The organism is Mesorhizobium sp. M0051 (assembly GCF_040323235.1).
Lineage (GTDB): Bacteria > Pseudomonadota > Alphaproteobacteria > Rhizobiales > Rhizobiaceae > Mesorhizobium.
Map to the genome: position 1 here is coordinate 24,380 of NZ_JAMYUT010000019.1, position 14,841 is coordinate 39,220.

Annotated in this window: 13 protein-coding genes; all 13 read right to left on the minus strand. The window is 62.4% G+C overall.

What is annotated here, in order from left to right:
- Window position 1: 1 nt before the first annotated feature.
- The 13 genes from nuoN to NKJ90_RS19855 all read right to left on the minus strand — a co-directional run bounded on the left by nuoN (window position 2) and on the right by NKJ90_RS19855 (window position 14,832).
- Entirely contained in the window at window positions 2–1,438 is a 1,437-nt protein-coding gene (nuoN, locus tag NKJ90_RS19795) for an NADH-quinone oxidoreductase subunit NuoN (RefSeq protein ID WP_023757145.1), read from the minus strand.
- Window positions 1,439–1,456: 18 nt separating this feature from the next.
- Window positions 1,457–2,962, minus strand: coding sequence for an NADH-quinone oxidoreductase subunit M (locus NKJ90_RS19800; RefSeq protein ID WP_023757144.1), 1,506 nt, complete (start codon window positions 2,960–2,962; stop codon window positions 1,457–1,459).
- Window positions 2,962–4,935 (minus strand): NADH-quinone oxidoreductase subunit L, encoded by a 1,974-nt coding sequence (gene nuoL / locus NKJ90_RS19805; RefSeq protein WP_023757143.1) that lies wholly within the window; start codon window positions 4,933–4,935, stop codon window positions 2,962–2,964. The genes NKJ90_RS19800 and nuoL overlap by 1 nt, the downstream gene beginning before the upstream one ends.
- A 10-nt stretch (window positions 4,936–4,945) precedes the next feature.
- A complete protein-coding gene (nuoK, locus tag NKJ90_RS19810) occupies window positions 4,946–5,254 on the minus strand; it encodes an NADH-quinone oxidoreductase subunit NuoK (protein WP_019858930.1) in 309 nt (102 codons plus the stop codon).
- A 1-nt stretch (window position 5,255) separates the two neighbouring features.
- Complete coding sequence (locus tag NKJ90_RS19815; protein WP_023757142.1) at window positions 5,256–5,876, minus strand: NADH-quinone oxidoreductase subunit J; 621 nt, start codon at window positions 5,874–5,876, stop codon at window positions 5,256–5,258.
- Window positions 5,877–6,108: 232 nt separating this feature from the next.
- A complete protein-coding gene (gene nuoI / locus NKJ90_RS19820) occupies window positions 6,109–6,600 on the minus strand; it encodes an NADH-quinone oxidoreductase subunit NuoI (protein WP_013531098.1) in 492 nt (163 codons plus the stop codon).
- The gene (gene nuoH / locus NKJ90_RS19825) at window positions 6,600–7,643 is read right to left on the minus strand and encodes an NADH-quinone oxidoreductase subunit NuoH (protein ID WP_023757141.1); all 1,044 of its coding nucleotides are present in this window, start codon (window positions 7,641–7,643) and stop codon (window positions 6,600–6,602) included. Before nuoH ends, nuoI begins: the two co-directional genes overlap by 1 nt.
- Window positions 7,644–7,645: 2 nt before the next feature.
- Window positions 7,646–9,727 carry an NADH-quinone oxidoreductase subunit NuoG gene (gene nuoG, locus NKJ90_RS19830; RefSeq protein ID WP_352486637.1) on the minus strand — a complete coding sequence of 694 codons (2,082 nt, stop codon included), beginning with the start codon at window positions 9,725–9,727 and terminating at the stop codon, window positions 7,646–7,648.
- 73 nt (window positions 9,728–9,800) lie between these two features.
- A complete protein-coding gene (locus NKJ90_RS19835) occupies window positions 9,801–10,496 on the minus strand; it encodes a helix-hairpin-helix domain-containing protein (protein ID WP_023757139.1) in 696 nt (231 codons plus the stop codon).
- A 102-nt stretch (window positions 10,497–10,598) separates the two neighbouring features.
- Entirely contained in the window at window positions 10,599–11,903 is a 1,305-nt protein-coding gene (gene nuoF, locus NKJ90_RS19840) for an NADH-quinone oxidoreductase subunit NuoF (protein WP_023757138.1), read from the minus strand.
- 10 nt (window positions 11,904–11,913) lie between these two features.
- Window positions 11,914–13,203, minus strand: a complete 1,290-nt coding sequence (locus NKJ90_RS19845) for an NADH-quinone oxidoreductase subunit E (protein ID WP_023757137.1) — start codon at window positions 13,201–13,203, stop codon at window positions 11,914–11,916.
- Window positions 13,204–14,394: an NADH-quinone oxidoreductase subunit D gene (locus tag NKJ90_RS19850; protein WP_023757136.1), complete on the minus strand. Its 1,191-nt coding sequence runs from the start codon at window positions 14,392–14,394 to the stop codon at window positions 13,204–13,206.
- 48 nt (window positions 14,395–14,442) lie between these two features.
- Window positions 14,443–14,832 carry a four helix bundle protein gene (locus NKJ90_RS19855; RefSeq protein WP_031259544.1) on the minus strand — a complete coding sequence of 130 codons (390 nt, stop codon included), beginning with the start codon at window positions 14,830–14,832 and terminating at the stop codon, window positions 14,443–14,445.
- Between the last annotated feature and the right edge of the window lie 9 nt (window positions 14,833–14,841).

The window sequence follows — 14,841 nt, forward strand, 5'->3', positions numbered from 1 at the left end:
TCTAGAAAAACGTCTTGGCGGCGGCTTCGGCATAGGTGCCGATCGGTCCGCCGATCAGCACATAGAACAGCACGAAGGCGCCGGAGACGCCGAGCACGACACGCAATTCGCTCGCCATCGGCACGAAACCGCCGACAGGTTCGTCGAACCACATGATCTTGATGATGCGCAGATAATAATAGGCGCCCACGACAGAGGCCAGCACGCCGATGATCGCCAGCGCGTAGAGATTGGCATTGATGGCGGCGAGGAAGACGTACCATTTCCCCCAGAAGCCGGCGAGCGGCGGAATGCCGGCGAGCGAGAACATCAGGATGGTCAGGATCGTCGCCATGATCGGGTTGGTCGACGACAGGCCGGCCAGATCGCTGATCTGCTCGACATTGCCTTCCTTGCGCCGCATGGCGAGAATGAAGGCGAAGGTGCCGAGCGTCATCACCAGATAGATCAGCATATAGATGGCGACGCCGCGCACGCCGGCCTGGCTGTTGGCGGCAAGGCCGACCAGCGCGTAGCCCATATGGCCGATCGAGGAATAAGCCATCAGCCGCTTGATGTTGGTCTGGCCAATCGCGGCGAAAGCGCCGAGCGCCATCGACGCGATCGAGATGAAGACGATGATCTGCTGCCAGTCGGCGGCGATCGGCTTGAACGCGCCCATGGTGACGCGCACGATCAGCGCCATCGCCGCCATCTTCGGTGCCGCCGCCAGGAAGGCCGTCACCGGCGTCGGGGCGCCCTCATAGACGTCGGGCGTCCACATGTGGAACGGCACCGCCGAGATCTTGAAGGCAAGGCCGGCCAGCACGAAGACGAGACCGAAGACGAGGCCGAGCTGGCGCTCGCCGCTGCCCAGTGCCGTTGCGATCTCCTGGAAGCCGGTGTTGCCGGTGTAGCCGTAGACCAGGCTGATGCCATAGAGCAGCATGCCCGACGACAGCGCCCCGAGGACGAAATATTTGAGGCCGGCCTCGGTCGAGCGCAGATTGTCACGATTGATCGCGCACAGCACATAGATCGCCAACGACTGCAGTTCGAGGCCGAGATAGAGGCCGATCATGCCGTTGGCGGAGATCATCAGCATCATGCCGAGCGTGCAGAGCAGGATCAGCACCGGATATTCGAACTTGTCGAACCGTTCCGCCTTGGCAAAGCGCATCGACATAACCAGCGTCACCGCCGAGCCGACCAGCGCCAGCACTTTCATGAAGTGGGCGAAGGTATCCTGGATGAATGCATTGCCGTAGGCGCTGCCCTGCCCGGTTTGGAAGATCAGCCAGGCTCCGGCGATCACCAGCACGGCGACGGCAATGCCAGTCACCGTGTTGGCTGTGTTGGCGCGCGAATAGGCCCCGACCATCAGCAGCGCCAGGGCGCCGACGGCAAGGATCAACTCTGGCGTCGAGAGCGACAGGCTGGAGAGAAGGTCCGGCGTCATGTTTCGCAAAACCTCTGGTCAGTTCGCCGCCGCGGTCTGCGCGGCGCCGATGGATGCAGTGACATTGGTGACGAGCGACTTGACCGATTCAGCCGTCGCGTCGAAGACGGGTGCGGGATAGACGCCGAAGAAGATGACCAGCATGACCAGCGGGTAGATGATCAGCTTCTCGCGCGGCGACAGATCCAGCAGGTTTTTCAGGCTGTCCTTGGTCAGCGCGCCGAAGATCACCCGGCGATAGAGCCAGAGCGCGTAGGCGGCCGACAGGATGACGCCGGTGGCGGCGAAGAACGCCACCCAGGTGTTGACCCGGAACACGCCGAGCATGGTCAGGAACTCGCCGACGAAGCCGCTGGTGCCGGGCAGGCCGACATTGGCCATGGTGAAGATCATGAACACGGCGGCGTATTTCGGCATGTTGTTGACCAGGCCGCCATAGGCGTCGATCTCGCGCGTGTGCATGCGGTCGTAGATAACGCCGACGCACAGGAACAGCGCGCCGGAGACGAGGCCGTGGCTGAGCATCTGGAAGATGGCACCCTGCACGCCTTCCTGGTTCATGGCGAAGATGCCCATGGTGACGAAGCCCATATGGGCGACCGACGAATAGGCGATCAGCTTCTTCATGTCCTCCTGCATCAGCGCCACCAGCGAAGTGTAGATGATGGCGACGACGGAGAGCACGAAGACCAGCGGCGCGAACATCTCGGACGCCAGCGGGAACATCGGCAAGGAGAAACGCAGGAACCCGTAACCGCCCATCTTCAAGAGGATAGCTGCCAGGATGACCGACCCCGCCGTCGGTGCCTCGACGTGCGCGTCCGGCAGCCAGGTATGCACCGGCCACATCGGCATCTTCACCGCGAAAGAGGCGAAGAAGGCGAGCCATAGCCATGTCTGCATGTTGGCCGGGAAATTGTGCGTCAACAGAGTGGGGATGTCGGTCGTGCCGGACTGGTAGAACATCGCCATGATGGCGAGCAGCATCAGCACCGAGCCGGCCAGCGTGTAGAGGAAGAACTTGAACGACGCATAGACGCGCCGCTTGCCGCCCCAGACGCCGATGATGATGAACATCGGGATCAGGCCGGCTTCGAAGAAGACGTAGAACAGCACGATATCGAGCGCGCAGAACACGCCGATCATCAGCGTTTCGAGCAGCAGGAAGGCGATCATGTAGGCTTTGACGCGCTTCTCGATCGATTCCCACGACGCCAGGATGCAGAGCGGCATCAGGAAGGTCGTCAGGATGACGAACAGCATCGAGATGCCGTCGACGCCCATATGGTAGGAAATGCCGGAGTCGAGCCAGGCAACTTTCTCGACGAACTGGAAGCCGGACTGCGAATTGTCGAAACCGGTCCAGATCAACAGCGAGATGACGAACGTGAACGTCGTCGTCAACAGAGCGATCGCGCGGATGTTGCGGCGCGCGTTTTCACTGTCATCGTTGATGAACAGGATGAGCAGCACACCAACCAGCGGCAGGAAGGTGACCAGCGAGAGGATTGGCCAGGCGGTCATCAGAGCATCATCCAGGTGACGAGTGCGGCAACGCCGATCAGCATGGCGAAGGCATAGTGGTAGAGATAGCCGGTCTGCAGCTTGACCACGCGGTTGGTGACATCGACGACCCGCGCCGAGATGCCATCCGGGCCGAGGCCGTCAATGACGGCGCCGTCGCCGGTCTTCCACAGGAAATGGCCGAGGCGCTTGGCGGGCCGCACGAACAGGAAGTCGTAAAGCTCGTCGAAATACCATTTGTTGAGCAGGAAGGCATAGAGCCCGCGATGGTGGGCAACCAGATTGACGGGCATTTCCGGCGAGCGGATGTAGAACTTCCAGGCCACCGCGAAGCCGATCAGCATGGCGATGAACGGCGACAGTTCGACCCACAGCGGCAATTCGTGGATCTCGTGCAATATGTGGTTGTCCGGCAGCGTGAACAGCGACGCCTTCCAGAACTCGGCATAGCCTTCACCGATGAAGGCGCCGTGGAAGATAATGCCGGCAAACAGCGCGCCCGCGGCCAGGATGAACAGCGGCACCAGCATCACCGGCGGCGATTCATGGACGTGGTGCATCACCTCATGGCTCGCCCGCGGCTGGCCGTGGAAGGTCATGAAGATCAGCCGCCAGGAGTAGAAGGAGGTGAAACAGGCGGCGATGACCAGAAGGATGAAGGCCATGCCGGCGACCGGGTTGTGGCTGGCAAAGGCGCTCTCGATGATAGCGTCCTTGGAGAAGAAGCCGGCGGTGCCGATGACCGTCACCGGAATGCCGACGCCAGTCAGGGCCAGCGTGCCGATCACCATCATCCAGTAAGTGGTCGGGATCAGCGTCCGCAAGCCGCCCATCCTGCGCATGTCCTGCTCGTCGGAAACGGCGTGAATGACGGAGCCGGAGCCGAGGAACAGCAGTGCCTTGAAGAAGGCATGCGTGAACAGGTGGAAGATCGCCGCGCCATAGGCGCCGACGCCGAGCGCCACGAACATGTAGCCGAGCTGCGAACAGGTCGAATAGGCGATGACGCGCTTGATGTCGTTCTGCACAAGGCCGACCGTCGCCGCGAAAAAGGCGGTGAAGGCGCCGATGAAGGTGACAACCATCAGTGCCGAATGCGACAGTTCGAAAAGCGGCGACAGGCGCGCCAGCATGAATACGCCGGCCGTCACCATGGTGGCGGCATGGATCAGTGCGGAAACCGGCGTCGGGCCTTCCATGGCGTCCGGCAGCCAGGTGTGCAGCGGCACCTGCGCCGACTTGCCCATGGCACCCATGAACAAGAGCAGGCAGACGATCGTCATGGCCGCCTGCTTGTCCAGCGCATAGCCAAGGAAGGTCAGCACGGCGGCGCCTTGTGGCGCGCCTTCGGCCGGAACGAACGTAGCCGCATTGGCGAAGATAGTGCCGAGATTGACCGAGCCGAACAGCACGAACAAGCCGAAGATGCCGAGCGCAAAGCCGAAATCGCCGACGCGGTTGACGACGAAGGCCTTGATCGCCGCGGCATTGGCCGACGGCTTCTTGTACCAGAAGCCGATCAGCAGGTAGGAGGCGAGACCGACCCCTTCCCAGCCGAAGAACATCTGCACCAGATTGTCCGCCGTCACCAGCATCAGCATGGCGAAGGTGAACAGCGACAGATAGGCGAAGAAGCGCGGGCGGTTCGGATCGTGGTGCATGTAGCCGATCGAGTAGATGTGGACCAGCGCCGACACGGTGTTGACCACCACCAGCATCACCACCGTCAGCGTGTCGATCCGCAGCGCCCAGGACGCTTCCAGTCCGCCCGACTGGATCCAGCGCAGCACGGGCACGGTGAACACCTCGCTATGGCCGAAACCGACGGTGAAGAACGCGATCCACGACAGCACGGCCGCGATCACCAGGAAGCCGGAGGTGATGTATTCGGACGCCTTGGCGCCGAGCGACGTGCCGAACAGGCCGACGATCAGGAAGCCGAGCAGCGGAAGGAAGACGATGGCCTGATACATGGTGGTTCCGTCAACCCTTCATCATGTTCACGTCTTCGACCGCGATCGAGCCGCGGTTGCGGAAGAAGACGACGAGAATGGCAAGTCCGATGGCGGCCTCGGCCGCCGCCACCGTCAGCACGAACAGCGCGAACACCTGGCCGACCAGATCGCCAAGTGCAGCCGAAAAGGCGACGAAATTGATGTTCACCGCAAGAAGGATCAGCTCGACCGACATCAGGATGACGATGACGTTCTTGCGGTTCAGGAAGATGCCGAACACGCCGAGCGTGAACAGGATCGCCGATACGGTCAGGTAATGCGCGATGCCGACAACCATCTCAGAGCCCCTCGCCTGTCTTGACCTTGCGGATTTCCATGCCCGTCGCCGGCGTGCGGCCGACCTGGGCTGCGATCGACTGCCGCTTGATCCCCGGTTTGTGGCGCAGCGTCAGTACGATGGCCCCGATCATGGCGACCAGCAGGATGAGGCCCGAAATCTGGAAGTAATAGAGGTAGTCGGTATAGAGGATGTCGCCGAGTGCGGCCGTATTTGTCCGCGCCGCGAGATCCGGGATCGGCTTCGAGACCGTCGAGGCGAGCTGCGGCGCGAATGTATAGCCGCCGAGCACGACGATCAGCTCCGCTGCCAGGATCAGCCCGACCAGCGCGCCGATCGGCGCGTATTGCAGGGCGCCTTCCTTCATCTCGGCAAAATCGACGTCGAGCATCATGACGACGAACAGGAAAAGTACCATGACCGCGCCGACATAGACGACGAGCAGGATCATCGCCAGGAACTCGGCCCCGGTCAGCATGAACAGGCCGGCAGCGTTGAAGAAGGTCAGTATCAGGAACAGCACCGAATGCACGGGGTTGCGTGACGAAATGACCATGAACGCCGACGCCACCGCGACAAAGGCGAAGAGGTAGAAAAAGGCCGCCTCTAGTCCACTCAGCATTGGGGTTCCCCCAGGTTCCTGTCCGAACAGGACGCTCGTCCTGTTTCGATCTTTGCCACCGCCTCCGGTCGGCAAGTTGCGTGTTCCTAGCCCATGTTCCGATCGGGTTGAAAGACCCGAGCGAAAGAAACATGCGCCACTCAAAATTCCTGAGGATGATCAGGTCCGAAAAGTCTGCAACTTTTCGGGATCATCCTCTGGCCGAGGCCTCGCCCCGTCAATGCGTCAAATATCAGCGGTACGGCGAGTCCAGCGAGATGTTGCGCGCCAGTTCGCGCTCCCAACGGTCGCCATTCGCCAACAGCCTGTCCTTGTCGTAGTAGAGTTCCTCGCGCGTCTCCGTCGCGAATTCGAAATTCGGCCCCTCGACGATGGCATCGACCGGGCAGGCTTCCTGGCAGAAGCCGCAATAGATGCACTTCACCATGTCGATGTCGTAACGCACCGTGCGGCGCGTGCCGTCATTGCGGCGCGGCCCGGCCTCGATGGTGATCGCCTGAGCCGGGCAGATGGCCTCGCACAATTTGCAGGCAATGCAGCGTTCCTCGCCATTGGGATAGCGGCGCAACGCGTGCTCGCCCCGGAAGCGCGGGCTGGTGGGCCCCTTCTCGTGCGGATAGTTGATCGTCTCCTTCGGCGCGAAGAACTGGCGCATCGACAGGAAGAAGGCGCTGACGAAATCCTGCAGCAGCAGCGATTTTGCGGCTTGGGAAAGAGCGGACATCACGCAAACCCCGTGATCTTGAGGACGGCGGCGGTGGCGACCACCATGAACAGCGAGATAGGCAGGAACACCTTCCAGCCAAGCCGCATCAGCTGGTCGTAGCGATAGCGCGGCACGAAGGCCTTCACCATGGAAATGCCGAAGAACACGAAGCAGACCTTCAGCACGAACCAGATGACGCCCGGCACCCAGGTGAACGGCGCGAAATCGAAGGGCGGCAGCCAGCCGCCGAGGAACAGGATGGTGGCCAGCGCGCACATCAGTACGATGGCGACATACTCGCCGAGGAAGAACAGCAGGAACGGCGTCGACGAGTACTCGACCATGTGCCCGGCGACCAGTTCCGATTCGGCTTCCACCAGGTCGAAAGGCGGACGGTTCGTCTCGGCCAGTGCCGAGATAAAGAAGATGATGAACATGGGGAACAGTGCCAGCCAGTTCCAATCGAGGAAGGTGTTGGGCAGGCCAAGCCGCGTACCAAGCCCGTCATGCTGCGACAGCACGATTTCGGACAGGTTGAGCGAGCCGGCAGTGAGCAGCACGGTGACGATGACGAAGCCGATCGAGACTTCGTAGGACACCATCTGCGCGGCCGAACGCAGCGCGCCGAGGAACGGATATTTCGAGTTGGACGCCCAGCCGCCCATGATCACGCCATAGACCTCGAGCGAGGAAATGGCGAAGACATAGAGGATGCCGACATTGACGTTGGCGATCGCCCAGCCCTGGCTGACCGGGATGACCGCCCAGGCCGAGATCGCCAGCACGGCCGAGACCAGCGGCGCCAGCAGGAAGACGCCCTTGTTGGCGCCGGACGGGATCACCGGTTCCTTGAAGACGAATTTCAGCAGATCGGCGAAGGCCTGCAGCGTGCCCCAGGGGCCGACGACGTTCGGGCCGCGGCGCAATTGCACCGCCGCCCAGATCTTGCGATCGGCGTAGAGGATGTAGGCGACGAAGATCAAAAGCACGACGATCAGCACGACCGACTTCAACAGGATCAGCAGCGCCGGCAGCACGTAGAAGGAGAAGAAAGTGTCCATGCTTATTCCGCCGCCTGCTTGAAGCCGCTCTTGGCCAGCGCCGAGCATTCCGCCATCACGGCCGATGCCCGCGCGATCGGGTTGGTCAGGTAGAAATCCTTGACCGGCGAGGTGAAGGTGCCCTTGTTCAGGCGCCCGCCGAGCTTGGCCACTTTGGCGATGTCCTCGGCATTGCCGGCCGCGACCTGATCGATGCGGGCCAGGTGCGGGTATTCTCCGTAGAGTTTTGCGCGCAGTTGCGGCAGCGAATCGAACGACAGTTTCTTGCCCAGTACATCCGACAGGGCCCGCAGGATCGCCCAGTCCTCGCGCGCTTCGCCCGGCGCGAAGCCGGCGCGGTTGGTCTGCTGCACGCGGCCCTCGGTGTTGACATAGGTGGCCGACTTTTCGGTATAGGCGGCAGCCGGCAGGATGACATTGGCGCGGTGTGCGCCCTGGTCGCCATGCGTGCCGATATAGACGACGAAGGCGCCGCCGGTCTTGGCCATGTCGATCTCGTCGGCGCCGAGCAGGAACAGCAGCTCCATGTCGCCCAGCATGCCGGCAACATTCTTGCCGCCCTCGCCCGGCACGAAGCCGAGATCGAGGCCGCCGACACGTCCGGCCGCATTGTGCAGTACGGCAAAGCCGTTCCAGTCCGCGCGAGCAGCGTTCACAGCGGCGGCTAGTTTTGCCGCCTGGCCGAGCACGGCCGCGCCATCGGCGCGCGCCAGCGCGCCCTGGCCGACGATAACAAGCGGACGTGTCGCCTTCTTAAGCACCTGGAAGAACTTGCCGTTGCCGTCCGCCAGATCCTTCAGCGAATCCGGGCCGGCGCCCAGCTGTTCGTAGTCATAGCGCGTGTCGCCGACATCGCCGACGACACCGACCGGCAAATTGCCGATCCGCCAGCGCTTGCGGATGCGGGCGTTGAGCACCGAGGCTTCGTAGCGCGGGTTGGCGCCGATGATCAGCACCGCATCGGCCTGCTCGATGCCTTCAATGGTCGGGTTGAAGATATAGCTCGCACGGCCAAGCGCCGGATCGAGGGCGGCACCGTCCTGGCGGCAGTCGATATTTCTTGAACCGAGCGAGGCCATCAGCAGCTTCAGCGCGTAGATTTCCTCGACCGCGGCGAGATCGCCTGAAATGGCGCCGATTTTCTCGGGAGCGGTCTTCGACACCTCGTCCTTGATCGCGGCGAACGCCTCGGCCCAGCTTGCCGGAACCAGCTTGCCGTCCTTGCGCACATAGGGGCGGTCGAGGCGCTGCGTGCGCAGGCCGTCCCAGATGAAGCGGGTCTTGTCGGAAATCCACTCCTCGTTCACCGCTTCGTTGACGCGCGGCAGGATGCGCATCACTTCGCGGCCCCGGCTGTCGACGCGGATCGCCGAGCCGACCGCGTCCATCACGTCGATGGATTCGGTCTTGGTCAGTTCCCACGGCCGCGCCTGGAAGGCGAAGGGTTTCGAGGTCAGCGCGCCGACCGGACACAGGTCGATGACATTGCCCTGCAGCTCCGAGGTCATCGCGCTTTCGAGATAGGTGGTGATCTCGGCGTCCTCGCCACGGCCGATCAGGCCGAGTTCGGAGATGCCGGCGACTTCCGTGGTGAAGCGGACGCAGCGCGTGCAATGGATGCAGCGGTTCATCACCGTCTTGACCAGAGGCCCGATATACTTGTCTTCGACCGCGCGCTTGTTTTCATGATAGCGCGAGGAATCGACGCCGAAGGCCATCGCCTGGTCCTGCAGGTCGCATTCGCCGCCCTGGTCGCAGATCGGGCAATCCAAAGGATGGTTGATCAGCAGGAACTCCATCACGCCTTCCCTGGCCTTCTTGACCATCGGCGTGTTGGTGAAGATTTCCGGCGCCTCGCCATTCGGGCCGGGGCGCAGGTCGCGCACGCCCATGGCACAGGAAGCCTGCGGCTTGGGCGGTCCGCCCTTCACCTCAATCAGGCACATCCGGCAATTGCCGGCGATCGACAGCCGCTCATGGAAGCAGAAGCGCGGCACTTCCGCGCCAGCGTCTTCCGCCGCCTGCAGCAGCGTGTAGTGGTCGGGTACAGTGATCTCTTTCCCGTCGACCTTGAGCTTTGCCATTCGCCTCAAACCCCTGCGGAGTTCCCGCAATCTCTTTTTCCGGGCGTGGTCGAGACCACACCGGGCATTTCATTCACTTCGTGACGGCGAGCGCCGCCGCTTGGGCCGTCCACTCGTCGCGACCGATACGGCCGCCGAGCGACAGATAGTCCTCGACCCAGGCAACCTCTTGCGGCGTCCATGCCGCGATCTGGGCATACGTCCAGATGCCCAGGCCGTTGAGAACCTTTTCCAGCTTGGGACCGATACCCGATATGGCCTTGAGATCCGCCGGTTCTGCCGGCTTTTCCATCGCCTTGGGCTGTCTGAAATCCTCTGGCATCAGCACATCGGCGGCGTCGCCGGCCGCCGGGACGGCATTCGCCGCCGGCACTGCAGTGGCGGCTTCCTTCGCGGCAATGTCCGTGACTTCCTGGGCAAAGGACTGCGCTTCGGCAATCATGGTTTTCGCCGTCGCGCGCGCCCTGGTGGAGGACGGGCTCGGATCGTCGAACTGCGCGACGCGCGCCTCGAAATCATCGACGATCGGCTGCAGCAGCCGTTGCGAGGCCTCAGCCGCCCCCGAAAGCGCGCCCAGCCAGACGCCGAACGCGTGATTGGCGAACCCGAGGCCAAGCGCCGACATCGCCGCCGCACCCGCCACGGGGTGCACGAGAAGGTTGATGGCACTGGCCATCTCCTTCGGCATCATCCTGGTCAGGTCCTGGTTCATCTTCTCGAGCTGGTCCAAATTGGGCATCAGTGGATTGGGTGTCGAATACGGCGCCATAGATTCTCCTGGTCGTTTCTTCGTTCGCCCGCCCCGGTTGTCTCAGATCAGGCACTTGCCCGTATTTCGCTTCGGGCTCTCGCCCGCATTCAAAAAATTCTTCTATTCCGCCGCCACCATAACCGGCTCGGCCCGGTGCGCGTTGCGCGAAAACTCGTCGATGCGCCGCTCCACCTCGCCGCGGAAATGCCGCATCAGGCCCTGGATCGGCCATGCCGCCGCATCGCCCAGCGCGCAGATCGTGTGACCCTCGACCTGCTTGGTGACGTCGAGCAGCATGTCGATCTCGCGCTTCTGCGCCTCGCCGCGCACAAGGCGCTCCATCACCCGCCACATCCAGCCCGTGCCTTCGCGGCACGGCGTGCACTGGCCGCAGCTCTCGTGCTTGTAGAAGTAGGAAAGCCGAGCGATCGCCTTCACGATATCGGTCGACTTGTCCATGACGATGACAGCCGCCGTACCGAGGCCGGACTTGAGGTCGCGCAATGCGTCGAAATCCATCGGCGTATCTATGATCTGCTCGGCCGGCACCAGCGGCACTGATGCACCACCGGGAATGACCGCCAAAAGATTGTCCCAGCCGCCGCGGATGCCGCCGCAATGCGTCTCGATCAGCTCGCGGAACGGGATCGACATCGCCTCTTCGACCGTGCACGGATTGTTGACGTGGCCGGAGATGCAGAACAGCTTGGTGCCGACATTGTTGGGCCGGCCGAAGGACGAGAACCACGCCGCACCGCGGCGCAGGATGGTTGGCGCAACGGCGATCGATTCGACATTGTTGACCGTGGTCGGACAACCATAAAGGCCGACATTGGCCGGGAATGGGGGCTTCAGCCTGGGCTGGCCCTTCTTGCCTTCGAGGCTTTCGAGGAGTGCTGTCTCCTCGCCGCAGATATAGGCGCCGGCGCCGTGGTGCATGTAGATTTCGAAATCGTAGCCGGAGGTGTTGTTCTTGCCGATCAGCTTGGCCTCATAGGCCTCGTCGATGGCGCGCTGCAGCGCCTCTCGTTCACGAATGAACTCGCCGCGCACGTAGATGTAGGCGGCAATCGCGCCCATCGCGAAACCGGCGAGCAGGGCCCCCTCGACTAGCGTGTGCGGGTCATTGCGCAGGATGTCGCGGTCCTTGCAGGTGCCGGGCTCGGACTCGTCGGCATTGATGACGAGATAGCTCGGCCGGCCGTCGCTCTGCTTGGGCATGAACGACCATTTGAGGCCCGTCGGAAAGCCTGCGCCGCCGCGGCCGCGCAGGCCCGACGCCTTCATCTCGTTGACGATCCAGTCGCGTCCCTTCGCGACGATGCCCGGCGTGTTGTCCCAGGCACCGCGCGCCTGCGCGCCAGCCAGCGACTTGTCGAACAGGCCGTAGATGTTGGTGAAGATGCGATCTTTGTCCTGAAGCATTTTTCGTCCCTCAGACCGGCTTCTTGCCGAAGACGCGGATGTATTCGGCGACGCCGCCCTTGGCGAGCGCCTTGGCCTGCTTGACCCAGTCGTCACGCTCGATGCGGCCTTGGAAGGAGAGATAGCCGTCCACCCACTCACGCTCGACCTTCTTCCACGATGCGATCTGCGCGAAAGTGAAAATGCCAAGGGAATGCAGGATGCCTTCGATCTTCGGCCCGACGCCCGAGATCAGCTTGAGGTCGTCGACCAGTGCCGGCCTGTCGATGCCGGCTGGACGGTTCTTGTCCTCCAGCGACGGCTTGGAAGGCTTGGCGGCTTTCGCCGCCGGCACTTTGACTTCCGGTGCTTTGAAGGCGGTCGCCGGCTCGGCTTTGTTCTTCGGGCCGCTGCGCTGCTTGGAAACCTGCTCGACCTCGGGGTCCGCCTTGTTGGCATTGGCGGCCGAATGCAACGGTGCCGAAACGCTCGCCGCCTTTTCAACGGCCGGCGCCACTTTGACCGGCGAAGGCGATTTCAGCGCCGGGCTGGTTTCCGGCGCATCGGTTTTCGGCTTGCTGGCCTTCGACGGCGCAACCGGAGCGTCAGCTGCTACTGGCGCGACCGTGGCGATGATCGCATCAGGCGCCGCCTTGGCGGCCTTGGCCGCCTCCCTGGCCTCCCTATCGCGGGTCGACTTGAGAATCGCCTTTTCGCTCTTCAGGCTGGTGAGGCCGGAGGCCGGCTCCGAGCCCGTGCGGCCGTTCTGCGGCCCCGGCGTTACCGAGGCGCCCTTGCCCGCATCATAGAGGTCGATGATCTCGGCCAGCCGTTCGGGGGTGAGGTCTTCGAAAGTATCCTTGAACACCATGACCATCGGCGCGTTGACGCAGGCGCCGAGGCATTCGACCTCTTCCCACGACAAGGTGCCCTTGTCGTTGGTGTGGAACTGGTCGTGATGGATCTTTGACCGGCAGACATCCATCAGCGCTTCCGAGCCGCGCAACATGCAGGGCGTGGTGCCGCAGACCTGGATATGCGCGCGCGTGCCGACCGGGTTCAACTGATATTGGGTGTAGAAGGTCGCCACCTCGAGGCCACGGATACGGGGCATGCCGAGCATGTCGGAGATCGTCTCGATCGCCGCCTTCGTCACCCAGCCTTCCTGCTCCTGCGCCAGCATCAGAAGCGGGATGATGGCCGACGGTTCGCGGCCCTTCGGGTACTTCTTGATCCATTGCTTCGCCGCGGCCGCATTCGCGCGGTTGAAGGCGAAGGATGCTGGCTGGACGCTGGCTTCTGCGAGACGGCGGACTGACATTTAGCGATCGACCTCACCAAACACGATGTCGAGGGAGCCAAGAACGGCGGTGACGTCGGCCAGCATGTGGCCGCGACAGAGGAAATCCATGGCCTGCAGATGCGCGAAGCCGGGCGCGCGCAGCTTGCAGCGGTAGGGCTTGTTGGAGCCATCGGAGATCAGATAGACGCCGAATTCACCCTTCGGCGCCTCGACCGCCGCATAGACCTCGCCGGCCGGCACGCGATAACCCTCGGTGTAGAGCTTGAAGTGGTGGATCAGCGCTTCCATCGAGCGCTTCATCGCCTGACGCTTGGGCGGCACCACCTTGCCGTCGAGGTTCGACACTGGACCGGTGCTTTCCTTGCCCAGCAAGAGATCGACGCACTGGCGCATGATTTTTGCAGACTGGCGCATTTCTTCCATGCGCACGAGGTAACGGTCGAAGCAGTCGCCGTTCTTGCCGATCGGAATGTCGAAATCCATTTCCGAATAGCATTCATAGGGTTGCGACTTGCGCAGATCCCAAGGAGCGCCCGAGCCGCGCACCATGACTCCGGAAAAACCCCAGGCCCAGGCATCGGCCAGCGTTACGATGCCGATATCGACATTGCGCTGTTTGAAGATGCGATTGCCGGTCAGCAACTGATCGAGGTCGTCGATCGACTTCAGGAACGGGTCAATCCACTTGCCGATATCCTCGACCAGATTCTGCGGCAGGTCCTGATGGACGCCGCCAGGACGGAAATAGGCGGCGTGCATGCGCGAACCGGAGGCGCGCTCATAGAATACCATCAGCTTTTCGCGCTCGACGAAGCCCCACAGCGGCGGAGTCAGCGCACCGACGTCCATCGCCTGCGTCGTCACATTGAGGATGTGCGACATGATGCGGCCGATTTCGCAGTAGAGCACGCGAATCAGCTGCCCGCGCTTCGGCACGTCGATGCCGAGCAGGCGCTCAGCGGCCAGCGCGAAAGCGTGCTCCTGGTTCATCGGCGCGCAATAGTCGAGCCGGTCCAGATAGGGGATCGCCTGCAGATAGGTCTTGGCCTCGATCAGCTTTTCCGTGCCGCGGTGCAGCAGCCCGATATGCGGATCGACGCGGTCGACGACTTCGCCGTCGAGTTCCAGCACGAGGCGCAAAACACCATGCGCCGCAGGATGTTGCGGGCCGAAATTGATGTTGAAATTGCGGACGGAGGTTTCAGCCATGGATCGCCCTTGGCGATGAGTGAATGGTGAATGGTGAATGGTGAATGGTCATGCGCGTGCGCCATCCTGGTCCAGCGACCGGACGAACGAAACCAGCCTCTTGCCGAGTTTTGTGTAATTCGGTTCCAGCTTCGCCGCCTGCTCCTGGGACAACAACCCGATCCGTATGCACAGCATGGTATGTGTCTCCAATTCCTTCAACGAGCCTTGTGCGATGCGAAGAAACTGAATGAACGTTCGCCGCTGCGCGCGACCAAACCCCTCCGCGATATTTGCCGGGATTGAGACCGCGCATCGTCGCATCTGGGAGGTGATCCCATACAATTCCTCGCGCGGAAACGCGCGCGTCAAAACATAGATTTCCTCGGCGATATCCATCGCCTCTTGCCAGACGATGAGATCGCGATAGTCGCGTATAGTTTCCGGCGTCTTGTCCATTCACCATTC